Origin of the sequence: Bacillus sp. NPDC094064 (genome assembly GCF_050279585.1) — a bacterium.
Lineage (GTDB): Bacteria > Bacillota > Bacilli > Bacillales > Bacillaceae_G > Bacillus_A.
Window position 1 is genome coordinate 45142 of the sequence record NZ_JBNNUI010000004.1, and the last position, 24451, is coordinate 69592.

The window sequence follows — 24451 nt, forward strand, 5'->3', positions numbered from 1 at the left end:
TACACTTCATCCTCTTATATGTAACAGCATCTTTGTTCTATTTAGGTAAAATTGCAAATAACAAATTACCATTTGACAATTATAATTGTCAAAATAACTATCATTATCTTACTCATCTTTCTAATATAGGACAAACTACCATATATACAAAAGGCAATATGCAAATGTTCATAAAAAAATTTTTATATTTTAATATATAATATAAGATGATTTTCTAACATCAAGGAGGATACATATGAAGATGAAGAGGGGCATTACCACTTTATTATCTGTAGCCGTTCTGTCTACATCGCTTGTAGCATGTTCAGGAACAACAGAAAAATCAATGGCGAAAGAAGAGAAAGCAAAGTTAACAGAACAGCAATTAATGGCTGACTTATGGTATCAAACAGCTGGCGAAACGAAAGCACTTTACTATCAAGGATACAATATTGGTCAATTGAAGCTTGATGTAGCTCTTGCAAAAGGGACAGAGAAAAAACCTGCTATCGTACTTGATTTAGATGAAACTGTTTTAGATAACAGCCCTCATCAAGCAATGAGTGTAAAAACAGGAAAAGGCTATCCTTACAAATGGGATGACTGGATTAATAAGGCTGAAGCGGAAGCCCTTCCAGGTGCAATTGATTTCTTAAAATATACAGAGTCTAAAGGTGTAGATATTTACTACATTTCAAATCGCAAAACGAATCAACTAGATGCAACAATTAAAAACCTTGAGCGTGTAGGTGCTCCTCAAGCAACGAAAGAACATATATTACTACAAGATCCAAAAGAAAAGGGAAAAGAAAAACGCCGTGAACTCGTTTCTCAAACACATGACATTGTCTTATTCTTCGGTGATAACTTATCTGATTTCACTGGTTTTGATGGAAAAACTGTAAAAGACCGCAATCAAACCGTAGCAGATTCAAAAGCACAATTTGGTGAGAAATTCATTATTTTCCCTAATCCAATGTATGGTGATTGGGAAGGTGCTTTATATGATTATGATTTCAAAAAATCAGATGCAGAAAAAGATAAAATCCGTCGCGACAACTTAAAATCATTTGATACAAAATAAAGAGGATGGCACTCGCCATCCTCTTTATTTCATATTTCTCGTTAAAGGTAAAATAAACACTTCTACACGTCTATTTTTCGCCTTTCCTTCTTGTGTATCATTTGGAGCAATGGGACGGTATTCTCCGTAACCAACAGCACTGAATTTTTCTGGTTGTAATTCTTTATTTTGCAGTAATACCTGCATGAAATTAACTGCCCGCTGCGTACTCAATTCCCAATTCGATGCAAATTGCGCATTTGCAATAGGTACATTGTCTGTATGGCCAGATACTGTAATTTCACGAGGTGATGTGGAAACTAGTAGGTTAGACATTTCCTTCGCCATACTTAACGATTCCAATTTCACATCTGCTTTCCCTGAATCAAATAGTACATTTTCTAATATTGTTACCTTCAATCCTTTTTCTGTTAAATCAGTTTTAAAAGAAGAAGATAATTGCTTTTCCTCAATATACTTATCGATACTTTTTTGTACCGCTTTTAATTCGTTCATTTCTTGCTGCTTCACTTCAGCCTCAGCATTCTTTTTCATCTTCTCAGACTCTAAACTACTTGCCGACAACTCTTTTTCTTCATTCGGCTTTTGATTACTTAAAAACTCTTTATTTCCCGTTCCACCTGCTAGTTCACTTCGAAAAGCTACTGCCATCTGTTTAAACTTCGCTGCATCTATACTACTCATTGCAAATAAAACGATGAACAATGCAAATAACAACGTTAACATATCAGAATATGGAATTAGCCAACTTTCATCAATATGCTCATCATGCTTTTTCTTTTTGTTTCTTCTATTTTTTTTACTCCGCATTTTTTTCTGCTCCTTTTTCGAGCTTTTTACGCTCAGTTGCGGAAAGTGCACCTAAAATGCGGTTCTTCATTATAAATGGATATGTACCTTCTTGTAACATTAATAAGCAATCAATAATTAAACGTTTTTTCTCTATTTCAGCTGCAGATTTTTGCTTTAACTTATTTGCAAATGGATGCCATAGTATATAACCTGAAAAAATACCAAAAATCGTTGCAATAAATGCACCCGAAATAGCATGCCCTAACTTTTCTACATCAGTTAAATTACCTAGCGCAGCTACTAGACCAATAACAGCACCTAAAACCCCTAGTGTAGGTGCATACGTACCCGCTTGTGAAAAAATAGTAGCTCCTTTTGCATGCCGCTCTTCAATTGCTTCTAATTCAGCTTCTAAAATCTGCTCTAAATCTTCCGCGGATACACCATCAATCACAAATTTCATACCACGCAAAAGAAATTCATCTTGAATTTTATCTAATTGTTGCTCTAAAGACAGAATACCGTATTTTCTACTTTCAGATGTCCAATGAACAAACAATTCTAGCAACTGTTCATAACTTAAATCATTTTTATTTGAACCAAAAAGAACTTTAAATAATTTTGGAATCCTTTTTAGTTGATTCATCGGAAATGCTATGCATACTGCAGCAAATGTACCAACAAAAATAATTAATGCTGCGGCAGGATTAACTAAGGCCATTACGTCAGCGCCCTTGACAATCATCCCTACTACTACCGCCGCTACTCCTAAAATTATTCCAATAATTGTTGCAAAATCCATTCCCTTTCACTCCTAGTCTATACAAGAAGTTCTTTATTCTCTATAATCGTTACATCTTCTTATATATATATTACATAAAAAATGAATTTCATGAAAGATAAGAAATGAATTATATGAAAAAACACTACATTTCCACACATTTTTTGACATTTTCTTTGCATTTCTATTACGTTACGACTCTTATATTTCTTTTTCAATAAACTAGACTTATAATAAAACCGATACATATTTTATTAAGAAAGGACTGTGATTACAAGGCATCATGAAAAAAATAATAATTATTTCTGCCGCTACTATTGTAATCGGTATCACATCTTTCGCTTACTTTGGTTCTAAATCACCACTACAAAATGAGGCGAAAGCTGTCGAAAGTCAAAAACATAGTAACCACCCAAAAGAAGCGATTCCTGCTTTTCCAAAAGCTGATCATAATGCAAAGAAACTAGATGATAATTTTTCCGTTGTAACAAATCCAGATTCTGCTCTTGTATTAGTCAATAAACATCGTAAATTACCAGATGGGTACATTCCAGAGGATTTAACGAAACCGAACGTACCATTTACTAGTCCAAAAGACAAAGAAAAAACTCTATTACGTAAAGATGCTGCAGATGCGCTTGAAAACATGTTCCAAGCAGCGAAAGAAGAAGGGTTAGAACTTACAGCAGTTTCAGGTTATCGTTCTTACAAACGTCAACAATCGTTACATAACACATATATTAAGCGCCAAGGGAAAGCTGAAGCTGATTCAGTAAGTGCAATTCCTGGCACAAGTGAACATCAAACTGGTTTAGCAATGGATATTAGTTCAAAATCCGCTAAATTCCAATTAGAGCCTATCTTTGGAGAAACAGCAGAAGGCAAATGGGTTGCAGAGCATGCCCATGAATTCGGCTTTGTCATTCGTTACTTAGAGGATAAAACAGAAACAACAGAATACGCATATGAACCGTGGCACTTACGATACGTTGGTAATCCATACGCTACATACATATATAAACATCATTTAACATTAGAAGAAGCGATGGAAGACAAAAAATAAGAGAGCGATTTGCTCTCTTATTTTTCTTTCATTCTATCATTGTAGTAATTTTTTCTTCCACTCCTCAAGCCACGGTTCGCCTCTTCCGGTGTTTTTCGATGCTTGAACCATCATACCACGTCCAACTAAACAAACTTCCCCTGCTGTATTTTTGACCATATAGTGTAAATCTAAAGAAGAATTCCCAACTGCCCCTGCCTTTACATATACCTTCAACTGTTCATCAAAATATATTTGCTTAATAAAATTACATTGTAAATCCGCAACAACGATCATCGTTTCTGATGATTCATGCGTCCATTCCTGCATAAATCCAAGTTCTTTAAACAATGCTATACGTGCCTCTTCAAAATAGGTAAAAGCAACGACATTATTTACATGCCCAAACATATCTACTTCACCAAAACGAACTTTGACAGGATTGTAAAATGAAAAACCACTTTCCCATTTCTCGAAGTCTTCAATGTAAGAAATTCTCTTCATTATTCTCTCCCCTTCCTCTGTTAATAAACAGAATAAACTGAAAAATAAAGTTATAAATATTGCCTCTTCATCTTGAAGAGGCAATATTTATTAATAGTTATTATCGCTACCAAAGAAATCTTTGAACGATTGAATTGTTGTATCACGGTTTAATGCCGCAATTGAAGTTGTTAATGGAATACCCTTCGGACATGATTGTACACAGTTTTGAGAGTTACCACAGTTTGCAAGTCCTCCATCTCCCATAATTGCACGTAAGCGATCTGCTTTATGCATTTCACCAGTTGGATGTGAGTTGAATAAACGAGCTTGTGATAACGGTGCTGGTCCAATAAAGTCAGATTTACTGTTTACGTTCGGACATGATTCTAAGCAAACGCCACATGTCATACATTTTGAAAGCTCATAAGCCCATTGACGCTTTTTCTCTGGCATTCTCGGTCCTGGTCCTAAGTCATACGTACCGTCGATTGGAATCCAAGCTTTAACGCGTTTTAACGCGTTAAACATACGACTACGGTCAACTTGCAAGTCACGTACAACCGGGAATGTCTTCATCGGCTTTAAGCGAATTGGTTGTTCTAATTGATCAATAAGAGCTGTACATGATTGACGTGGTTTTCCGTTAATTACCATCGAACATGCGCCACATACTTCCTCTAAACAGTTCATATCCCATGCAATCGGAGTTGTTTCGTTCCCTTTTGAATCAACAGGATTACGTCGAATTTCCATAAGCGCCGAAATAATATTCATATTTGGACGATATGGAATTTCAAACTCTTGGTCAAACGCTTGCGCATCTGGTCCATCTTGTCTTGTAATGATGAGGCGGATTGTTTTCTCAGACATGTTGTTTATCCCCCTTCTCTTCACCCTTAGCTGCTACATCGTGTTTTGAGGAGTAGTCACGTTTACGTGGTTTAATTAATGAAACATCCACTTCTTCGTAATGGAATGCTGGTGCCTTTCCTTCTCCCTCAAATTTCGCCATCGTAGTTTTTAAGAAGTTTGCATCATCACGATTTGGGAATTCTGGTTTGTAATGCGCTCCGCGGCTTTCATTACGGTTATATGCTCCAATTGTAATAACACGTGCTAACTCAAACATATTTGCAAGTTGGCGTGTAAACGAAGCACCTTGGTTACTCCATCTTGCTGTATCATTAATGTTAATACGTTTGTAACGAGCCATTAACTCTTCAATTTTCGCATCTGTTTCTAATAACTTTTTATTTTCACGAACTACTGTAACGTTATCTGTCATCCATTCTCCAAGCTCTTTATGAAGAACATATGCATTTTCGTTACCATCAAGCGTTAAAATATTGTTAAATTTCTCTGTTTCGATTAATTCATTTTGCTCATATACAGTAGATGAAACAGCATCAGATGATTTAGAAAGACCTTTCATATATTCAATTGCGTTCGGTCCCGCTACCATACCACCGTAAATTGCTGATAATAGTGAGTTCGCACCTAAGCGGTTACCACCGTGCATAGAATAATCACACTCACCTGCTGCAAATAAACCTGGAATACTTGTCATCTGCTTATAGTCAACCCATAATCCGCCCATTGAATAATGAACAGCTGGGAAGATTTTCATTGGTAGTTTACGAGGATCATCACCTGTAAATTTCTCATAGATTTCAATGATTCCACCAAGTTTAATATCTAGTTCTTTCGGATCTTTATGAGAAAGATCTAAGTACACCATATTTTCACCGTTAATACCTAGTTTTTGCTCTACGCAAACGTCAAAGATTTCACGCGTTGCAATATCACGAGGTACAAGGTTTCCGTAAGCAGGATATTTTTCTTCTAAGAAGTACCACGGCTTACCATCTTTATATGTCCAAACACGTCCACCTTCACCACGTGCAGATTCACTCATAAGACGTAACTTATCGTCTCCAGGAATTGCCGTTGGGTGAATTTGAATGAACTCACCGTTCGCATAATATGCACCTTGTTGATATACAGCAGATGCTGCTGTACCTGTATTAATAATAGAGTTAGTTGATTTTCCAAAGATGATACCAGGGCCCCCTGTTGCCATAATCACGGCATCAGCTTGGAAACTTTTAATCTCCATAGTTTGTAAGTCTTGTGCAACGATTCCTCGGCACACACCTTCATCATCAACAACAGCTCGTAAGAAATCCCAGCCTTCATATTTCGTTACAAGTCCTGCTACTTCATGACGACGTACTTGCTCATCTAATGCGTATAGTAATTGCTGTCCAGTTGTTGCACCAGCAAATGCTGTACGGTGATGTTGTGTTCCACCAAAACGACGGAAATCAAGAAGTCCTTCTTCCGTACGGTTGAACATAACACCCATACGGTCCATTAAATGAATGATACCAGGTGCTGCTTCACACATTGCTTTAACCGGTGGTTGGTTCGCTAAGAAGTCCCCACCATAAATTGTATCGTCAAAGTGGATCCATGGAGAATCCCCTTCACCTTTCGTATTTACGGCACCGTTAATTCCACCTTGGGCACATACAGAATGTGAACGTTTTACTGGTACTAAAGAGAACAGTTCAACATTTACTCCTGCTTCTGCCGCTTTAATCGTTGCCATTAAGCCGGCCAAGCCACCGCCGACTACTATAAGTTTCCCTTTCATGCTCTCCCACTCCTTACTGGTTTGCTAGCTGTGGATCGATGAACGCTAATAATGCACTCACACCTACATAAGATAGACCTAAGAAAATAGCTAATGTTACATAAGTAGAGATTCTTTGTGAACGTGGAGATACTGTAATTCCCCAGCTGATGCAGAATGTCCATAGGCCATTTGCAAAGTGGAAAATCGTTGAAACAACACCAACTAAGTAGAATGCAAACATAGCTGGATTGCTTAAAATATCTGCCATCATATCATAGTTTACCTCTTTACCTAACATTGCTTGAATACGAGTTTGCCAGACGTGCCAAGAAATGAAGATCAATGTAACGATACCTGAAATTCGTTGGAAGACGAACATCCAGTTACGGAAATAACCATAAGATACCGCATTGTTCTTAGCTGTAAATGCAATATATAAGCCATATATAGCATGGTACAGTATCGGTAAAAAGATGATGAAAATTTCTAGCGCATACCGGAATGGAAGGAGCTCCATAAAGCCTGCAGCTTTGTTAAAAGCCTCTGCTCCTCTTGTTGCAAAGTTGTTTACTACTAAATGTTGCGTCAAAAAGACACCAACCGGGATGACCCCCATTAATGAGTGCCACTTACGAAACGTATACTCGCGGCCTTTCATGTCCCCATTACCCCCCTCGAATGTTTGACTGCTGTTTTCAGATTAGTTTATAACAATAATGTTTTTTCACTATTGGCATAAGAAAAACTGAAAAAATTATTCGAAATATTTCAGCATAATTTGATACCAAGTTCATTTTACTCCTATTTTTGTCGAAGCGTCAAGAAAACGTATACATAATTTGCATATAATTTGCCATTTCTTTTTTTCTTCTTATATATTCAGATTTTCCTAAAGAAAAATCTGTTTTTATAAATGTGAAATGTTATATAATAATCCCTATAGAAAGAGGGGATTATTGTGAGTAAAAATACAATCGATATAACATCTTTAGAAGATGTTTCATTGAATGCCTTCGCTTATGAATTGCTACGTGAAGAATTACTACCTGACTTAATTGGTAACGATTTAGATGGTATTTTATACTGGTCTGGTAGAAACCTTGCGAGAAAATATCCACTAGAAACAATTGAAGAAGTTATTCAGTTCTTTGAAAAAGCTGGTTGGGGCACTTTAAGTATTATTGAACATAAACGTCGTGAAATGCAGTTCCAACTTAAAGGCACACTCATTGCTGAACGTCAAAAACAAAACAGACATTCTTCGTATCAACTAGAGGCTGGATTCATTGCTGAGCAAATTCAGAAACAACGAAACGTCGTTGCAGAGTCATACGAAGAAAAGAAAAAACGTTCAGACTCTATTACATTTCTTGTAAAATGGGATATAAAAGATCTCATTGAAGTGTAGCATTTCCTGCAGTCAACTAGACACATAAGTTTAGTTGACTTTTTTGTATTTTCATTCAGGTCTACTTATTTTAAATCTTCAGAAATTATAACAAAAAATAGAAGACATTGTAAACTACAACGTCTTCTTATCTGCTAAATAAGTATAGATCGTCTCCGCGACATTTTTCGGCATACCTGCTTCGACAAATTCCGTTACAGAGGCTTCTTTCATCTTTTTTAACGACCCAAAATGTTTCAGCAATATCTTTTTTCGTTTATCACCAATTCCAGGAATATCATCCAGTGCCGATTGAATGACAGATTTCCCATGTAATTGTCGATGGAATGTAATTGCAAATCGATGTACTTCATCTTGAATGCGCTGCAATAAATAAAATTCTTGGCTATTCCTCTCAAGCATTACAGGTTCAGGTGGATCTCCAATAATTAAATGTGATGTTTTATGTTTATCATCTTTCACAAGCCCTGCCATTGGAATATATAACCCAAGCTCATTCTCTAGAATATCACTTGCAGCCGCTAGGTGGCCTTTCCCTCCATCAATAATGATTAAATCCGGTAAAGGTGAATTTTCTTTAAGCGCCCTTGTATAACGACGCCTCACAACTTCTCTCATAGACTCATAATCGTCTGGTCCTTGAACCGTTTTAATTTTATATTTACGATACTCTTTCTTCGCCGGTTTCCCATCGATAAAAGCAATCATTGCTGAAACAGGGTTTGTTCCTTGAATATTTGAATTATCGAACGCTTCAATACGATAGGGTGTTTCAATCCCAAGCTGCTTCCCTAAATGATCTACAGCTTTAATCGTCCGTTCTTCATCACGTTCAATTAAATAAAACTTCTCTTCAAGAGCAATTTTTGCATTTTTATTTGCTAATTCTACAAGATCTTTTTTCTTACCACGTTTCGGTTGTGTCGCTTCAACTTCTAAAAAGCGCTCTACTAATTCTGAGTCTATACTTCCTGGAACGACAATTTCCTTTGGCTTAAAGTGACTACTGTTTTCATAAAATTGACCGATAAATGTTAAAAATCCCTCTTCCGGTTCATCATAGATTGGAAACATCGAAACATCACGTTCAATTAACTTTCCTTTTCGAACAAAGAAAACTTGAACGCACATCCACCCTTTATCAACTGCATATCCAAATACATCACGATCCACTAAGTCACTCATAATCATCTTTTGTTTTTCCATAATTGCATCCATATGAGCAATTTGATCTCGCAATTCTTTCGCACGTTCAAATTCTAGTTTCTCCGAAGCATCGTACATCTTTATCTCTAATTCTGAACGAATTTCTTTATGCCCACCATTTAAAAACTTAATAATTTCATCTACAATTTCTTTATTTTGTTCTTCTGTCACTTCTTTCACACAAGGTGCTAAACATTGGCCCATATGATAATACAGACAAACTTTATCTGGCATATTCGTGCATTTACGAAGTGGATACATGCGGTCTAATAGTTTTTTCGTTTCATGAGCTGATTGTGCATTCGGATAAGGTCCAAAATACTTTCCTTTATCCTTTTTGACATTGCGCGTAATAAGTAAGCGCGGCTGTTTTTCAGCCGTAATTTTAATAAAAGGATATGTTTTATCATCTTTTAATTGAATATTATATTTTGGGTCGTATTTTTTTATTAAATTTAACTCTAAAATAAGAGCCTCCAAATTTGAGGAGGTTACAATATATTCAAAATCTACAATTTCTCCTACAAGCCGAAGTGTTTTCCCATCATGCGAACCAGTAAAGTACGAGCGCACACGGTTTTTTAACACTTTTGCCTTTCCAACATATATAACCGTTCCTTGCTTATCTTTCATTAAATAACAACCAGGTTGGTCTGGTAAAATAGCCAATTTCTCTTTCAAATGTCCGTGCACTCGTCTACCCCCATTTCTACATGCTTAGCTTTTTTATTTTCACATGAAAACATACTATGCCAAAACACCCAACATACGTTCCTTTATTGTAACGGAAAGGTGTAAAAAAAGAAAATAAAAAAAGCTACCAAATGGTAGCTTTTTTATTTTAGAAGTGTTTAGAAACTAATTCTACTAACGCTTCTTTCGGTTTGTAACCTAACGCTTGATCAACTACTTTACCGTCTTTTAATACGAAAAGAGCTGGAATGCTCATTACTTCGAATTGACGAGCAGTTTCTTGGTTTTCATCAACGTCTACTTTTACTACTTTTACTTTCTCGCCTAATTCTGCATCGATTTCTTCTAATACAGGAGCGATCATTTTACAAGGCCCACACCAAGGTGCCCAGAAATCTAATAATACAACACCTTCGCTAGTTTCAGCTGCGAAGCTTTGGTCATTTGCATTTACAATTGCCATTTTTATTTCCTCCTTCAAGTATATTCTACCAAGAGTATATCATTAACTTATATACGTGGCGAATATTATGTATCGTTATGTATTGTAACAAAAAAATGTTCCTTTATACTATATAAAAATACGGATAAAATACTAAAAAGGTGAGAGACAGGGGATCTCTCACCTTTTTCTATATATAGGGGTACTTCACTTGGAACTCAAGGGTACTCAAATCATGAATGTACTTTTAACTTTTTAAATTCTTCTGTTAAAAGAGGTACGACTTCAAATAGGTCACCGACAATACCGTAGTCAGCTACTTTGAAGATACTCGCTTCTGGATCTTTATTAATCGCAACGATAATTTTTGAGTTAGACATACCAGCTAAATGCTGAATCGCACCAGAAATACCGCATGCAATGTATAAGTCTGGCGTAACAACTTTACCAGTTTGGCCGATTTGTAATGAGTAATCGCAATACTCAGCGTCACAAGCACCACGAGATGCACCAACAGCGCCGCCTAATACGTCAGCTAACTCTTTTAATGGTTTAAATCCTTCTTCACTCTTCACACCGCGTCCACCAGCGATGATTACTTTCGCTTCAGAAAGATCAACACCTTCTGCAGTTTTGCGGACAACATCTTGAATGATTGTACGTAAATCCTTCACATCAACTGTAATAGAAGACACGTCACCTGTGCGAGACTCATCTTTTTCAAGAGTTGCGATATTATTTGGACGCACTGTCGCAAATAATATACCGTCAGTTACAATCTTCTTCTCAAACGCTTTACCAGAGTAGATTGGACGAGTAAAGATAACATTTCCACCTTCAACTTCTAAAGCAGTTACGTCAGAAACTAGACCAGCCTCAAGCTTTGCAGCTAATTTTGGCGATAAATCTTTACCAAGTGCTGTATGTCCAAATACAATACCTTCTGGTTTTTCTTCAGCATATACAGCTAAAAACGCTTGTGCATAACCATCAGACGTATATGATTTTAATTTATCACTTTCAACTGTCACAACGCGATCTGCACCGTAATGAATCAATTCACTTGCAAAAGAGGCAATACTGTCTCCAACTAGAAGACCTACCACTTCACCGCCTTCTGCAATTGTTTTTGCTGCTGCTACCGCTTCAAACGAAACGTTACGTAGCGATCCGTCACGAACTTCACCCATTACTAATACTTTACGAGCCATAGTTTTTTCCCTCCTGCGTATATAATTTCGTATTTTATTAGATTACTTTCGCTTCTGTATGGAGCAACGATACAAGTTCTTTTACTTGATCTTGCAGCTCGCCTTGTAACACTTTTCCTGCATCTTTCTTAGGAGGCAAATAGATTTCAATTGTTTTTGTCTTTGCTTCCACATCATCTTCTTCTAAATCTAAATCATCTAATTCTACTTCTTCTAGCGGCTTTTTCTTCGCTTTCATAATACCTGGAAGCGATGGATAACGAGGTTCATTTAAACCTTGTTGCGCTGTTACTAAAACTGGTAATGATGTTTCAATAACTTCTGTGTCACCTTCAACATCACGCTCAATTTTCACGTTTGTACCGTCAATTTCAAGTTTTGTAATTGTCGTTACGTATGGGATATTTAACGCTTCAGCTACGCGTGGACCAACTTGTCCAGACGCTCCGTCAATCGCAACGTTCCCGCCTAAAATTAAATCTGCATTTTTATCTTTTAAATATTCAGCAAGTACTTTTGCTGTCGTGAACTGGTCACCGTTTTCAACATCATCTTCAATATTAATTAATACCGCTTTATCACAGCCCATCGCTAATGCAGTACGAAGTTCTTTCTCACTATCTTCCCCGCCAACTGTTACGACAGTAACCTCTCCACCTTGTGCATCTCTTACTTGAATTGCTTCTTCAATCGCATATTCATCGTAAGGGTTGATGATGAATTCCGCTTCGCCATCGTAAATTGCACCGTTTTTAATTACGATTTTTTCTTCTGTATCAAATGTTCGTTTCATGAGTACGTAGATGTTCATTCCATTTACCCCCTTATTTTTCGGAAAGATTCTATCAATTTTAAAATTCTGTTAATTTATATTAAAAAAATAATTGAACTACCTGCCACTAAATGAAGGCTTACGTTTTTCTAAAAACGCCGCTACACCTTCTCTTCCATCTTCACTCGTAAATACTTCACCAAAAACTTGAGCTTCATGCTGTACACCTTCGTAATAATGAGACGATTTTGTCGTTTGCAATAACTCTAATACAGCACGAGTTGTTGCTGGACTTTTTCCAGCAATTTGTTTTGCGACTTTAAGCGTATCATCTAAAAGTGATTCTTCAGAGAACAATCCGTTAACAAGTCCCCATTTCAATGCTTCTGCACCAGTAATTGGTGTACTTGTTAACATCATTTCACAAGCTTTTGCTTTCCCAACATAACGTGGTAAGCGCTGCGTACCTGCAAAGCCAGGAATTAATCCGAGCGTCAATTCAGGCAAACCAAGTTTTGCACTTTCAGTTGCAAAGCGCATGTGGCAAGACATAGCAAACTCCAGGCCACCGCCCAGTGCCGCTCCATGAATTGCTGCAATAACTGGTTTTGAACATTTTTCTACGCGCTCAAACGTAACTTGTCCAAGCTGCGCCAGCTCAGTCGCTTGCTTCGCTTCAGTAACAGATGTAAATTCTTTAATATCTGCTCCTGCTGAGAAAAAGCGTCCTTCACCATGGAGAACAACAACACGAATGTTATCATCCTTTTCTACTTGATCGATTAATTCAGTAACGTCATGCATAACTTGCGAAGACATCGCATTCGCTGGTGCGTGGTTTAACGTCGCCACCGCGATATGGTCTTCAACTCTTACAGATAGGAATTTCAACATGATCCCTCCCATTATTGACGATAACCACAAGCTGCAATAAGTAGCCCATGTACCGTTTTTGAAAGTGCGACCAGATCATACTTATGATCGCTCATTACCCAATTGGTCACAACTTCATCTACTGTTCCAAAGATCATTTGTCTTGCCACACGAACATTTAAGTCCGCTTGGAATTCACCTTGCTTTATGCCTGTCTCTAAAATCTCATCCATAACTTGTAAGTAGCCTTTTAATACTTCATTTATTTTAAGGCGTAAGTCTTGATTGGACTGTCTTAGCTCTAATTGCGTAACGATAGCAAGAGGATCATTTTGTGATAACAGCAAGAAGTGCGTTTCTACCAACATGAACAATTTCGCTACAGCGCTTTCAATTCCTGCTGTTTTTTGACGAATTGTTTCGACAAATTCCCCCATCTTCTCTTGGAATAAGGATATTAATATATCTTCTTTATTTTTAAAATATAAATAAATCGTGCCATCAGCTACCCCAGCTTGCTTTGCGATTTTCGAAACTTGTGCTTGGTGGTATCCATTCTCCGCAATCACAATGACTGCCGCATCAATAATTTGATTGTATTTCGGTCTATTTTTCTTCACTTTACTGTCCCCTTCAAGAAGATGACTGAATGAATAGTCATTCATATTCTTATAATACTGACTATTTAGAAAAGTGTCAATCCTATTTTTTCAAAAAGAAAGGGCCTTAGCCCGTTTGCTCATCCTCACTCTTTTTCTTTTCTTCATCTATTAGGACACGGCGTAAAATCTTTCCGACTGTCGTCTTCGGTAATTCACTTCTAAACTCATATACTTTCGGTACTTTGTATGCTGCTAAATATTTACGTGCAAACTGATCTAACTCTTCTTCCGTGCATTCGGCGCCTTCCTTCAAAACAACAAATGCTTTTACTGTTTCCCCACGGTACGGATCAGGGACGCCAATTGTTACTACTTCTTGCACCTTTTCATTTTCATATAATACCTCTTCCACTTCACGAGGATATACATTAAATCCACTAGCAACAATCATATCTTTCTTACGATCTTTCACATAGAAAAAGCCATCCTCATCCATGTAGCCAACATCACCGGTATGAAGCCAGCCATCTTGCAATACAGCTGCTGTTTCTTCTGGTTTATTCCAATACCCCTTCATAATTTGCGGGCCCTTTACAACAATTTCACCAATTTCACCTGGGGGTAATGCCTCTCCCGTTTCAAGTGACATGATGATTGCTTCTGTATCCGGCCACGGCACACCAATACTTCCTGGCACACGTTTTTCCCATAAAAAGTTCCCATGTGTAACTGGTGATGACTCTGTTAATCCATATCCTTCTACTAATTTACCACCTGTAACTCTCTCAAACTCTTCCTGTACTTCTACTGGAAGCGGTGCAGAGCCACTTATACAAGCCTGAATAGAAGAAATATCGTATTCTTTTAAAAGAGGGCTATTTAAAAGGGCAATATAAATAGTTGGTGCTCCTGGAAATAATGTAACTTTATGTTTCTTAATTGCCTCAAAAACCATTTTCATATCAAACTTCGGAATAAGCACCATTTTATATCCTTGCATAATACTCAAATTCATTACCGCTGTCATGCCGTATACGTGGAAAAATGGTAGGACTCCAAGAATTACTTCTTCTCCCTCTGTGCAATTGTATAACCAATGTGCACCCATCAAAGTATTTGAAACAAGGTTTTTATGCGTTAACATAACCCCTTTTGGAAAACCTGTCGTTCCACCAGTATACTGCAAAAGAGCCAGATCATTTTCAGGATCACATGGAACTTCAACATCAGTATTACTTTCCCTTTCTACTGATTTCCAAAGGTGGATTGTTTCACTTTCTGACACATTCACAACAAGGTTTGTTTGCTTTTTTTGTACAAATGGATAAAGTAAATTTTTAGGGAACGGTAAAAAATCTGCAATACGAGTTACAATAACATGCTCAAGCCTTGTAGCATTCTGAACATTAGTAACTCTCGGAAAAACTAAATCCAGGCAAAGAATGACCTTTGCTCCCGAATCATGAAGTTGATACTCGAGTTCTCTTTCTGTATAAAGAGGATTCGTTTGTACAACAATCCCCCCGGCAAGCAAAGTACCATAGTAACCAATTACAGATTGTGGGCAATTCGGTAACATAATCGCGACTCTATCACCTTTTTTAATACCAAGCCTTTGAAGATAGTTTGCAAATCTCTTTACCTTATCATGGAAATCTGCAAACGTTACATCTTTCCCTAAGAAATGAAGCGCTTTCTTTTCTGGGTAACGTGAAACCATTTTTTCTAAATATCTATGAAGTGGTTGAATATCATAGGCAATTGTTTCTGGAATTTCCTCTGGATAGCTCTGTAACCAAGGTTTTTCCACACTCATTCCTCCTTCCAATACTTGTAAAAATAAATGAATGTTCATTCATGATGATTGTTTTCATTATATTATAGTCACCATTGCGTTACAATCATAATATTCTGACTTTTATATAACTATGCTTTACTTCATTAACTTCTTATTATATGTATAAACACTCTCCTACCCTTCAAAGAGTAAGAGAGGTTTATTTAACTGAGTCTTATAATCGTTAACACCGCTCCTGGAGTAGTTGTTGATAATGTTGCAACAGCTAACAATCCAAACAATTGCAGACTGATTGCACTTCCCGCTGCAAGAGTCGTAATAATTGTTGCACTAAACGATGTTGTTGCTAATGCAGGAGCATTGATAGTCCCAGCAAGTGGCGCTCCATTAATTGTAATTCGTGAACTTACTAATAACGAAGCTGTTATATTAATTGTATATGAAATATAATAATTCCCTGCATTTGCAGCTGTAAATACTGTGTTCCCCCCAGACACCGTAATTCCTGGTCCGATGTTCTGATTGTTTGGAAGCGGGACATTTGTGCCACCAAGTAGGACCGATACTGCTGTACCTGACGTATTATTTGCAAACGCGTATGTTGCCGTTATACTTGTGCCTGTTGCTCCTGTGTCGCCTGTTGGACCTGTTGCCCCTGTTGATCCCGTTGATCCCGTTGCTCCCGTTGATCCCGTTGCTCCCGTTGCTCCTGTTGTTCCCGTTGCTCCCGTTGCTCCCGTTGCTCCCGTTGTTCCCGTTGCTCCCGTTGCTCCCGTTGCTCCCGTTGATCCTGTTGCTCCCGTTGCTCCCGTTGATCCTGTTGCTCCCGTTGCTCCTGTTGTTCCCGTTGATCCCGTTGATCCCGTTGATCCCGTTGATCCCGTTGCCCCTGTTGCTCCCGTTGATCCCGTTGATCCCGTTGCTCCCGTTGATCCCGTTGATCCCGTTGCTCCCGTTGCTCCCGTTGCTCCTGTTGTTCCCGTTGCTCCCGTTTCGCCTGTTGATCCTGTTGCTCCTGTTGATCCCGTTGATCCCGTTGCTCCCGTTGCTCCCGTTGCTCCCGTTGCTCCCGTTGCTCCCGTTTCGCCTGTTGATCCCGTTGCTCCCGTTGCTCCCGTTGCTCCCGTTGCTCCCGTTGCTCCCGTTGCTCCCGTTGCTCCCGTTGCTCCCGTTGCTCCTGTTGTTCCTGTTGATCCTGTTGCTCCCGTTGGACCTGTTGGACCTGTTGGACCTGTTGGACCGAGCTTAGGGACTGTCCCATCGCAACTAAAACAGCATGTATCAACATGTACACCATTTTGATTATTACACCCACAATGTCCATTTGTATTATTGAGCCATGAAGACATGCTAATCCCTTCCTTCAAATTCAATCTTTTAAGCAAAAGCAACGAATTAGAAAACACGTATCAAATAATAAAAAACTAGATTCTATAGTGATAAGCACACGTCTATTCCATACATTCTAATAATTATTACATGCGACATTCTCTCCTTTTGCTTGTACTTTCGCCTTTTTGCTTAAACAAAATCACTCTTCTAAAGTCTTCATACATATACAAACTTCAATCCAATTGGTGCATTTATTGGCGGACTACTTGCAGTTGGAATTGTCCTCTTCTTCGCTTGGAAATCAGGATTTAGTCCAACAGCTCTCGCTTTAATAGGGATTGGCATTCCCGCGCTTGGCTCAGCAATTATTCAAATCTTTATCGTTAGAGCAAATTTGAATGTTGCCGCTGCTTTAACGTGGTTATCTGGCAGTACGTATGCAAGAGGATGGAATCACTTAGAAAATATCATTCTATATCCATCGCTTATTCTCGTACTCATTATCTTTTTCTTAATGAAACAACTTGATGTTCTTGTACTTGGAGATGATTTAGCAACTGGACTCGGACAACCAGTAAATAAAACGCGCCTAACTCTAATTGTGTTAGCGACACTACTTGCATCTGTAAATATCGCTGCTGTCGGCACAATTGCCTTTTTAGGCCTTGTCGCACCACACTTAGCAAGAATCGTTGTTGGGATGAATCACCAAAGACTATTCGTTTGTTCAGCACTGTTTGGAGCAATCCTTCTTTCCATTGCTGATTTAATCGGGCGAACAATTGCATATCCGAAAGAAATTCCTTCTGGTCTTGTTGTTGCTGTACTTGGAGCACCATACTTCTTGTGGCTGATGAGGAAGAGTGGGAAAAAGGTTAATTAAAAGGGAATAAATCAAGTATCTCGAACTTAACCTATAAACATAATTAGGAGGGATAAATATGTACCAAACAATTGAAGGCTTTCTACAATCATGGAAATACGAAGCTGAGGCTACTCAGAAAATGCTCAATGCATTAACGGATAAATCTTTATCACAAGAAATTGCGCCTGGACATTGGAATTTAGGACGAGTTGCTTGGCATATCGTTACGGCAATTCCAGTTATGCTATCTGGAACAGGACTAAAGTTTGAAGGAGAAACAAAAGATTATCCTGTGCCAACTTCAGCAAAAACAATTGCAGATGAATATCGTAAAGTGAATGCAGCTTTTGTTGAAGCACTTCAAAGTGAATGGACCGATAAAGACTTGGCTACTATTAATGACTTCTTTGGCCGTCCTATGCCGAATTCTATATTTTTAATGACACTTATTAATCATCAAAATCATCACCGCGGACAAATGACGGTTTTAATGCGACAAGCTGGCTTAACCGTTCCTGGCGTATACGGCCCTGCAAAAGAAGAATGGGCTGTGGCTGGAATGGAAGCTCCTAAAATGTAACGACAAAAAAACAAGGTGTTCACGTTAAATAGACTAAACTAAGAAGAGGATATTATGTTCAATATATGAGCATATATCCTCTTTTCTTATACATATTAGATTAGTTATACAGATATTGAAAATATAGTTCAATATCTATTATAAAGAGAAAGGTGTTCTCCTTTCCTATTCGACTCGCGAACAAGCTTATCATTTATTACTACAACAACATAGGATAGTTGAACTAGAACAATAGATCTTTATGGTAAAATTTATTTGTGTAAGAAGAAATGAGAATTTGATTTTGAATAAGATTAAAATTTACTAAACAATCACTGTAGTGAAGGTATTATGTTTAAGACGTAAGAGGAGGATAAATAGCATGATAAATCAAGCTGAATGGTTGTGGCAACGTATTATCGAAAGAGGATCAAATTCTGAAGGTAACTTTAAAGAATCATTAAATCTTCAGCCAGGTGCAAGTGATGAAGAGTTTCAACTTATTGAGGATACACTGGGGGTTACACTCCCTGAAGAAATGAAGAGCTTTTACAGAGTGTATAACGGACAAACTTGGGAACCCGGGGTGAATCCATTTGTAAGGAATTTGACTCTGTCCCCTACTTCTGAAATTATCAATAATTGGAGATTTTTACAGGAAGAATTCGATCCTGATGATGATTTAGAGCCAAATATTGAAAAAGAGCTTAAACCAGATCTTTGGAATTCTAAGTGGATTCCAATTGCAGAAAATGGTGGCGGAGATTATCTTTGCATTGACACAGATCCATCTGAAGTTGGAGTGTCAGGACAAGTTTTATACTTTTACCATGATTGGGGAAGACGTGCTATTAAGGCAAAGAATATTTTTGAATTCATCGAAATTTGTTTAAAAGAAGAGAATTGTGAATAAATGTACTTAAAGTAACGGGTGCTTTAGTTAAATAAGAAAGGACATTACATATTAGTCATATAAAATATGTAATGTCTTTTAATTTATCTAACTTTTTTCATTTTAGGTCTTGATAAATGGTTTCACCTTGTCTTTTTCTGTAACTTGTTTCATGTGAAACTATTTTTAATAAATGGTTGTTTTATGGAAAAGATACGTTAAAATAAAGTAAAACTTTAATCAATCTGACGTTTACGGACTGCCCACAAATAGCGAGATAAATACATATTATTAGGAGGGTAAACCAAATTGAATACAAAAAAAAAAAAATAGCAATGGGAACTGTTTTACTAACTTCTATTATTGGAGTTATCAGTGTATCTCTTTATTTCACATATTATGGTACCCCTTGGAAAAAACAAACAGCAATTGCAGAATCAAAAAATTATATTACAAAATACTTTAATCTAGACGCGAAAGTCAAAAATACTTCTTACGATTCGAAAATGGATAGCTATGCAATCGCCTTTGAAACAAGTGAAGATGGAGAGTTTACTATCGAATATAAAGGTCCTAATAACTTTAACATTTCTCCAGGAGTTCAAGAGTATTTAAGTAAACACTACAAATTTAAAGAGTAGTAACGAAACATACATATACAAAAAAAGAGTTGGTGTAACGCCAACTCTTTTTTCTTATTCTTGTCACACTGTTACATCTTCCCTCTCTATATTTTTAATTCCGTAATATGCAATCGCAACTCCAATTGCTGCAAATGCTAGTTGAAGAGGAAGAAAAGTCGCTATAGGAAACATTGGCTGGTTATTAATTGCGACTAATACAACGATAATAGATGAAACAATTGTAGTCGGCACCGAATGTTTACGCATTCCGAAGTATAGAGGAATTAAACTTATTCCCGCAGTTGCAATCGCTAAAGGAACCAGGTTTATACCTTCTTGCATCAATTGATCTACTGTGAATGGATTAGGAAGAATCGAAAAATAACTATCTATTCCAAAGAAAATTCCTACTACAAAAATATTAGATAAAATAACTGTTATGAATGTTACTATTGCTGTAATAGCCAACTTACTAATCATCATTTTCTTTCGGTTAATAGGATAAGAAAACATCAGTAATATTGTTTTGTTTTTATATTCATCAATTATTAATTTGGCTATTAATACACCACCAAAAATAATAAATGTTGCTCTTACTAATGCACTAGCCATTAACAAAATCGCCTGTGGATCCCTTATTTCTGGATCTCCTTCTATTTGAGAAACGATACTAACAAAGATCAATAATGCCAGTATAACAATATTTGCAATAACTGCTCTCTTCACATACCATCCGAGCTTAATTTTTTTTAGTTCTAGCTTCATAAGACGTAGCATGATGGTCCTCCTCTCGTTTAAGACTTAATCAATATAAATTGCTCCTGTTTTACTTAAAATCCTTTCCCTAAAATGCCTTAAAACCAAAAACTACACTAGCAATTGTAAGAAATAAAATAGAAATTACTATTATTTTCTTCACTGATCATACCCCAGTTCGTCGTTGTTTTACGCCACATCAATCTTGTCGATTTTACGATATGAAAGATAACTAATAAAAATCCCTAATAAACAGAGCACTATTGGGATAGCTATAAAATTATAAAAACTTACTTGATTACTTCCAATGTTACTGTTCATTATCATCCCGATTATTACTGCAGAAGTAATCGTTGTCGGTGCCGATTTCTTTCTCATCCCAAAAAATAAAGGAATTAAACTTATGCCAGATATCATAAATGCATTTATAAAAGTAGCTGGAACGGTAGCTATTATTTCACCCATCGTGACAGGCGTTTCAATTACTCCCATCATTGGATTCATAAAAAATATGAGCAAACTAATAGTGAAAGTAGCAATAACCATGCTCACAAAACAAAAACTAAAAACAATTGTTAATTTCGCCCTCATTAACATTTTTCTTTGCAATGGATACATAAACAGTAGTTGCATTGTTTTGTTCTTATACTCATCAATTACTAAACGTGATAAAATGACCGCACTAAAAATAAGAAATGTCATCCTAATAAAGATGTTTGCTAAGGTCATATATTTTGTAAAATCAGTGAGCGCCGCATCTACTTCACCTTTCGCTCCTAATCCCATAAGGCTTACTGCAGCAAAAATTGCTATAATACAAATCGCTACCCCTTTAAAGTAACTAGATAGTTGATGTTTCTTCCATTCGAGCTTCATTAGTTTAAACATATAAACCACCTCCATTAAGCATGAATGCCTTCCCCATCCATTACATTCAAGAAATACTCTTCTAACGAACTATGCTTCTTATTAATACTTTCAATTTCCACATCGTTCATAATAAGTGCTTTTGAAATAGCTTGCTGAGACACTGCCGTATCATACACACGAATTATGTTTCCACTCATTATTTTGTAATTTTTTATACCGAGTTTATCTTCTAAAACATAAGCCGCCCGTTTCACATCAGGAACAGTAATTTCAATGTACTCTGTTTGTTTTCCATTAATACTCTTCATTGAAACTTCTTTTATTAGTTTCCCATTTTGAATAACGCCAATTGTATCTGCCATTTGTTCCATCTCACCTAAAATATGACTAGAAACTAATAAAGTAATGCCATATTCTTTGCAGAGCATTTTAAATAAGTCTCGCAATTCTTTAATACCAATTGGATCTAAACCGTTAATCGGTTCATCTAAAATAAGTAGCTCTGGTTTTGTCATGATTGCCCTTGCAATACCGAGTCGTTGTTTCATCCCTAATGAGAAATCTTTTACTTTTTTATTATCTATGCCGTGCAGTTTCACTAAATTTAAAGCATGATCAATTGCATTTTTATCGTAATAACCCATATATTCACAATGTAATTCTAAGTTTTCCTTCGCCGTTAGTTTCTCATAAAAAACCGGATATTCAATAATTGTCCCCATTCTTTTTAATACTTCATAAGAAGTGTCTGTTAACTTCTCACCGAAAATTTCAATATCTCCGCTCGTCGGTTTAATTAAATTCGTAATCATTTTCATAATCGTTGTTTTACCCGCACCGTTCGGTCCTAAAAAGCCGTAAATCTCTCCTCTTTTCACATGCATATTAACACTAGAAATGACCTCTTTTCCTTTAAACACTTTCGTTAACTGGTTCGTTTTTAATATATATGTCATGTCACTTTCCCCTTTCGCACTACTCTATATTTCTATAATAGACAACGGAAATCTCTTTTTTCTTACCCGTTCCTTACAAATTCCTTACGCTGAAAAAAAAGCTTGTAGAATCTACTGCTCTACAAGCTAAAACTGCATCTTTGTTAATAAAACTGTAAAAGTCGTTTTTTCATACGGCTTACTAGAAAGATGAATTTCTCCATCCATCGCCTCCACAAGCCTTTTCGTAATCGTTAATCCTAGACCGCTACCTTGGTACAATCTATTTCTGGAATCTTCAAGTGTGTACATACGCTCAAACACTTTGTCAATATGAGACTCATCAATTCCTTTTCCTGTGTCCCATACATCTATATACACACTCGTTGCATCCTCTCTTAAAGTCATACCGATCATCTTTCCATCGTCTCCATATGTAATCGCATTTGATATTAAATTATTCAATACCCTGCCTAATACTTCTACATTTCCAAGTGCATATATATTTCTTTCTGGTATATCAATATGAACTTGAAAACCTTTCGCTGTCACCAAATCATAAAAGGATAAAATTTTCTCGCGACAAACTTCATTCATATTTACTTTTGTTATCTCGATTGCTTTGTCACCTGATTCTAATTTTGCTAAATCAAAAAACTTATGAATCAATTCCATTACTTCTAATGTTTTCACATGCACCTTTTCAAGTAATACTTGCTGTTCTTCTTTGTTTATCGTTTCATCCTCATTTAACATTTCTGTATATCCAAGAATAACTGTTAGTGGTGTTTTTAAGTCATGCGAAATATTTGAAAGCATTTTTCTCATTGAAATTTCTACTTTCGCATGATCTGCATTCGTTTTCTGCTTTGCATCTAATAAATGATTAATCGCCACTAATAACTTTTGTAATTCTTGATCATCCGTCATAATGAGTAACTTCTCGCCTGTTTGTTCATTTACAATACTTTCTAGCTTTTCATATGTGTATCGTAAATTTTTGATACTAGTTTTTCTCATTTTATATTGTATGTAAATGACACATAACAATATAAAAATAATGCCCATTAACAAATTGACCATACTACATCACTTCCAGCTTATAGCCGATGCCCCATAACGTTTTAATATATTCTGGATTAGATGGATCATTTTCGATTTTCTCACGCAATCTTCTCATATGAACATTAATAACATTATCATCACCGTAATACTCTTCATTCCAAACTAACGTATATATTTGAGCTTTCGTAAATACACGATTTTGATTCTTTACGAACAGTTTCAAAATCTCAAATTCTTTTAAAGTAAGTTTGAGAGGCTTCCCGTTTTTCTCCACAGTAAAGTTGATTGGATCTATGGTTAAATCACCAATCTGAATCATTTTTTCTGTTGTTTCTGTCGTTGAATATTTCGTAGATCTTCGAATACCTGCTTTTACACGTGCAGCCAATTCAATCATAGAAAATGGCTTACAAATGTAATCATCTGCTCCAAGTCCTAATCCAACAGCTTTATCAACATCTGTATCTTTTGCTGACATCATTAAAACCGGAACTGCACTCTTCTCACGAATAATACGTACAACCTCTAATCCATCTAACTTCGGCATCATGATATCGAGGATAACTAAATCAAAAGGTGATTTAAAAAAGGCTTGCACCCCTTCTTCTCCATCAGACGCAATTGTAACTTGAAAGCCTTCCTTCATTAAATATTTTCCCACCATCTCTTGAATTGAGATATCATCTTCAACTAATAAAATATGATGTGACATATTTCTATCCCCTTTTTTTACAAACATTAACATTT

25 protein-coding genes and 1 pseudogene are annotated in these 24451 nt (G+C 36.7%); 7 read left to right on the forward strand and 19 right to left on the reverse strand.

Annotated features, from left to right (window positions below; genetic code table 11):
* The first annotated feature begins 235 nt into the window (after nt 1-235).
* Nucleotides 236-1063: a 5'-nucleotidase, lipoprotein e(P4) family gene (locus ACQKNI_RS10770; protein WP_088230761.1), complete on the forward strand. Its 828-nt coding sequence runs from the start codon at nt 236-238 to the stop codon at nt 1061-1063.
* Between the two features lie 24 nt (nt 1064-1087).
* Here the strand turns inward: ACQKNI_RS10770 and motB are convergent, their stop codons facing one another.
* Together motB and motA are read right to left on the reverse strand one after the other, a co-directional pair.
* Nucleotides 1088-1873 carry a flagellar motor protein MotB gene (gene motB / locus ACQKNI_RS10775; protein WP_088230762.1) on the reverse strand — a complete coding sequence of 262 codons (786 nt, stop codon included), beginning with the start codon at nt 1871-1873 and terminating at the stop codon, nt 1088-1090.
* On the reverse strand, nt 1863-2657 hold the full coding sequence (motA, locus tag ACQKNI_RS10780) for a flagellar motor stator protein MotA (protein ID WP_088230763.1): 795 nt from the start codon (nt 2655-2657) through the stop codon (nt 1863-1865). Before motA ends, motB begins: the two co-directional genes overlap by 11 nt.
* Nucleotides 2658-2919: 262 nt before the next feature.
* Here motA and ACQKNI_RS10785 point away from each other — a divergent pair, with 262 nt between their 5' ends.
* On the forward strand, nt 2920-3699 hold the full coding sequence (locus tag ACQKNI_RS10785; protein WP_088230764.1) for a M15 family metallopeptidase: 780 nt from the start codon (nt 2920-2922) through the stop codon (nt 3697-3699).
* Between the two features lie 36 nt (nt 3700-3735).
* Here the strand turns inward: ACQKNI_RS10785 and ACQKNI_RS10790 are convergent, their stop codons facing one another.
* The 4 genes from ACQKNI_RS10790 to sdhC form a co-directional block, all read right to left on the reverse strand.
* Nucleotides 3736-4182: an acyl-CoA thioesterase gene (locus ACQKNI_RS10790; protein ID WP_088230765.1), complete on the reverse strand. Its 447-nt coding sequence runs from the start codon at nt 4180-4182 to the stop codon at nt 3736-3738.
* Nucleotides 4183-4272: 90 nt separating this feature from the next.
* Nucleotides 4273-5034, reverse strand: coding sequence for a succinate dehydrogenase iron-sulfur subunit (gene sdhB, locus ACQKNI_RS10795; RefSeq protein WP_088230766.1), 762 nt, complete (start codon nt 5032-5034; stop codon nt 4273-4275).
* Nucleotides 5027-6820 (reverse strand): succinate dehydrogenase flavoprotein subunit, encoded by a 1794-nt coding sequence (gene sdhA, locus ACQKNI_RS10800; RefSeq protein ID WP_061677094.1) that lies wholly within the window; start codon nt 6818-6820, stop codon nt 5027-5029. The genes sdhB and sdhA overlap by 8 nt, the downstream gene beginning before the upstream one ends.
* A 13-nt stretch (nt 6821-6833) precedes the next feature.
* Nucleotides 6834-7460: a succinate dehydrogenase cytochrome B558 gene (gene sdhC / locus ACQKNI_RS10805; protein WP_088230767.1), complete on the reverse strand. Its 627-nt coding sequence runs from the start codon at nt 7458-7460 to the stop codon at nt 6834-6836.
* 300 nt (nt 7461-7760) lie between these two features.
* Here sdhC and ACQKNI_RS10810 point away from each other — a divergent pair, with 300 nt between their 5' ends.
* The gene (locus tag ACQKNI_RS10810) at nt 7761-8210 is read left to right on the forward strand and encodes a YslB family protein (RefSeq protein ID WP_000042215.1); all 450 of its coding nucleotides are present in this window, start codon (nt 7761-7763) and stop codon (nt 8208-8210) included.
* A 114-nt stretch (nt 8211-8324) separates the two neighbouring features.
* Here ACQKNI_RS10810 and uvrC read toward each other — a convergent pair whose 3' ends face one another.
* From uvrC to ACQKNI_RS10850, 8 genes are all read right to left on the reverse strand, one after another.
* The gene (gene uvrC, locus ACQKNI_RS10815; protein WP_088230768.1) at nt 8325-10109 is read right to left on the reverse strand and encodes an excinuclease ABC subunit C; all 1785 of its coding nucleotides are present in this window, start codon (nt 10107-10109) and stop codon (nt 8325-8327) included.
* A 148-nt stretch (nt 10110-10257) separates the two neighbouring features.
* Nucleotides 10258-10572, reverse strand: a complete 315-nt coding sequence (gene trxA / locus ACQKNI_RS10820; protein WP_001018943.1) for a thioredoxin — start codon at nt 10570-10572, stop codon at nt 10258-10260.
* A 212-nt stretch (nt 10573-10784) separates the two neighbouring features.
* Nucleotides 10785-11762, reverse strand: a complete 978-nt coding sequence (gene etfA, locus ACQKNI_RS10825) for an electron transfer flavoprotein subunit alpha (protein WP_088230769.1) — start codon at nt 11760-11762, stop codon at nt 10785-10787.
* Nucleotides 11763-11799: 37 nt separating this feature from the next.
* Nucleotides 11800-12573 carry an electron transfer flavoprotein subunit beta gene (etfB, locus tag ACQKNI_RS10830; protein ID WP_064474654.1) on the reverse strand — a complete coding sequence of 258 codons (774 nt, stop codon included), beginning with the start codon at nt 12571-12573 and terminating at the stop codon, nt 11800-11802.
* A 78-nt stretch (nt 12574-12651) separates the two neighbouring features.
* Nucleotides 12652-13428: an enoyl-CoA hydratase gene (locus tag ACQKNI_RS10835; RefSeq protein ID WP_088230770.1), complete on the reverse strand. Its 777-nt coding sequence runs from the start codon at nt 13426-13428 to the stop codon at nt 12652-12654.
* A gap of 11 nt (nt 13429-13439) precedes the next feature.
* The gene (locus ACQKNI_RS10840) at nt 13440-14027 is read right to left on the reverse strand and encodes a TetR/AcrR family transcriptional regulator (protein WP_000742218.1); all 588 of its coding nucleotides are present in this window, start codon (nt 14025-14027) and stop codon (nt 13440-13442) included.
* Between the two features lie 106 nt (nt 14028-14133).
* Nucleotides 14134-15819 carry a long-chain-fatty-acid--CoA ligase gene (locus ACQKNI_RS10845; RefSeq protein WP_140417359.1) on the reverse strand — a complete coding sequence of 562 codons (1686 nt, stop codon included), beginning with the start codon at nt 15817-15819 and terminating at the stop codon, nt 14134-14136.
* 191 nt (nt 15820-16010) lie between these two features.
* Entirely contained in the window at nt 16011-17156 is a 1146-nt protein-coding gene (locus ACQKNI_RS10850) for a BclA C-terminal domain-containing protein (RefSeq protein ID WP_427282363.1), read from the reverse strand.
* Nucleotides 17157-17371: 215 nt separating this feature from the next.
* Between ACQKNI_RS10850 and ACQKNI_RS10855 the strand changes: the two are divergent.
* From ACQKNI_RS10855 to ACQKNI_RS10870, 4 genes and pseudogenes are all read left to right on the forward strand, one after another.
* Nucleotides 17372-18022: pseudogene (locus ACQKNI_RS10855) on the forward strand (iron chelate uptake ABC transporter family permease subunit); the annotation flags it as partial.
* 58 nt (nt 18023-18080) lie between these two features.
* A complete protein-coding gene (locus ACQKNI_RS10860; RefSeq protein WP_088230771.1) occupies nt 18081-18584 on the forward strand; it encodes a DinB family protein in 504 nt (167 codons plus the stop codon).
* 361 nt (nt 18585-18945) lie between these two features.
* Nucleotides 18946-19476 carry an SMI1/KNR4 family protein gene (locus ACQKNI_RS10865; RefSeq protein ID WP_427282364.1) on the forward strand — a complete coding sequence of 177 codons (531 nt, stop codon included), beginning with the start codon at nt 18946-18948 and terminating at the stop codon, nt 19474-19476.
* 287 nt (nt 19477-19763) lie between these two features.
* Entirely contained in the window at nt 19764-20096 is a 333-nt protein-coding gene (locus ACQKNI_RS10870) for a spore coat protein C (protein WP_098253414.1), read from the forward strand.
* Nucleotides 20097-20159: 63 nt separating this feature from the next.
* On the opposite strand, the gene ACQKNI_RS10875 is transcribed toward ACQKNI_RS10870, so the two are convergent.
* The 5 genes from ACQKNI_RS10875 to ACQKNI_RS10895 all read right to left on the reverse strand — a co-directional run bounded on the left by ACQKNI_RS10875 (nt 20160) and on the right by ACQKNI_RS10895 (nt 24416).
* Nucleotides 20160-20855 carry an ABC transporter permease gene (locus ACQKNI_RS10875; protein ID WP_088230774.1) on the reverse strand — a complete coding sequence of 232 codons (696 nt, stop codon included), beginning with the start codon at nt 20853-20855 and terminating at the stop codon, nt 20160-20162.
* Between the two features lie 168 nt (nt 20856-21023).
* Nucleotides 21024-21722, reverse strand: coding sequence for an ABC transporter permease (locus ACQKNI_RS10880; protein ID WP_088230775.1), 699 nt, complete (start codon nt 21720-21722; stop codon nt 21024-21026).
* 14 nt (nt 21723-21736) lie between these two features.
* Nucleotides 21737-22660 carry an ABC transporter ATP-binding protein gene (locus tag ACQKNI_RS10885; RefSeq protein ID WP_088230776.1) on the reverse strand — a complete coding sequence of 308 codons (924 nt, stop codon included), beginning with the start codon at nt 22658-22660 and terminating at the stop codon, nt 21737-21739.
* A 126-nt stretch (nt 22661-22786) separates the two neighbouring features.
* Nucleotides 22787-23722, reverse strand: coding sequence for a HAMP domain-containing histidine kinase (locus ACQKNI_RS10890; RefSeq protein WP_427282367.1), 936 nt, complete (start codon nt 23720-23722; stop codon nt 22787-22789).
* A 1-nt stretch (nt 23723) separates the two neighbouring features.
* Entirely contained in the window at nt 23724-24416 is a 693-nt protein-coding gene (locus ACQKNI_RS10895; RefSeq protein WP_088230778.1) for a response regulator transcription factor, read from the reverse strand.
* Nucleotides 24417-24451: the final 35 nt, after the last annotated feature.

Coding starts and splice junctions, on each gene's coding strand:
- ACQKNI_RS10860 (WP_088230771.1), top strand. CDS start 18,081: ATGTACCAAACAATTGAAGGCTTTCTACAATCATGGAAATACGAAGCT.
- ACQKNI_RS10890 (WP_427282367.1), bottom strand. CDS start 23,722: ATGGTCAATTTGTTAATGGGCATTATTTTTATATTGTTATGTGTCATT.
- ACQKNI_RS10835 (WP_088230770.1), bottom strand. CDS start 13,428: ATGTTGAAATTCCTATCTGTAAGAGTTGAAGACCATATCGCGGTGGCG.
- etfA (WP_088230769.1), bottom strand. CDS start 11,762: ATGGCTCGTAAAGTATTAGTAATGGGTGAAGTTCGTGACGGATCGCTA.
- ACQKNI_RS10875 (WP_088230774.1), bottom strand. CDS start 20,855: ATGCTACGTCTTATGAAGCTAGAACTAAAAAAAATTAAGCTCGGATGG.
- ACQKNI_RS10770 (WP_088230761.1), top strand. CDS start 236: ATGAAGATGAAGAGGGGCATTACCACTTTATTATCTGTAGCCGTTCTG.
- ACQKNI_RS10895 (WP_088230778.1), bottom strand. CDS start 24,416: ATGTCACATCATATTTTATTAGTTGAAGATGATATCTCAATTCAAGAG.
- sdhC (WP_088230767.1), bottom strand. CDS start 7,460: ATGAAAGGCCGCGAGTATACGTTTCGTAAGTGGCACTCATTAATGGGG.
- sdhA (WP_061677094.1), bottom strand. CDS start 6,820: ATGAAAGGGAAACTTATAGTAGTCGGCGGTGGCTTGGCCGGCTTAATG.
- ACQKNI_RS10865 (WP_427282364.1), top strand. CDS start 18,946: ATGATAAATCAAGCTGAATGGTTGTGGCAACGTATTATCGAAAGAGGA.
- sdhB (WP_088230766.1), bottom strand. CDS start 5,034: ATGTCTGAGAAAACAATCCGCCTCATCATTACAAGACAAGATGGACCA.
- etfB (WP_064474654.1), bottom strand. CDS start 12,573: ATGAACATCTACGTACTCATGAAACGAACATTTGATACAGAAGAAAAA.
- motB (WP_088230762.1), bottom strand. CDS start 1,873: ATGCGGAGTAAAAAAAATAGAAGAAACAAAAAGAAAAAGCATGATGAG.
- ACQKNI_RS10785 (WP_088230764.1), top strand. CDS start 2,920: ATGAAAAAAATAATAATTATTTCTGCCGCTACTATTGTAATCGGTATC.
- ACQKNI_RS10850 (WP_427282363.1), bottom strand. CDS start 17,156: ATGTCTTCATGGCTCAATAATACAAATGGACATTGTGGGTGTAATAAT.
- trxA (WP_001018943.1), bottom strand. CDS start 10,572: ATGGCAATTGTAAATGCAAATGACCAAAGCTTCGCAGCTGAAACTAGC.
- motA (WP_088230763.1), bottom strand. CDS start 2,657: ATGGATTTTGCAACAATTATTGGAATAATTTTAGGAGTAGCGGCGGTA.
- ACQKNI_RS10885 (WP_088230776.1), bottom strand. CDS start 22,660: ATGACATATATATTAAAAACGAACCAGTTAACGAAAGTGTTTAAAGGA.
- ACQKNI_RS10880 (WP_088230775.1), bottom strand. CDS start 21,722: ATGTTTAAACTAATGAAGCTCGAATGGAAGAAACATCAACTATCTAGT.
- ACQKNI_RS10790 (WP_088230765.1), bottom strand. CDS start 4,182: ATGAAGAGAATTTCTTACATTGAAGACTTCGAGAAATGGGAAAGTGGT.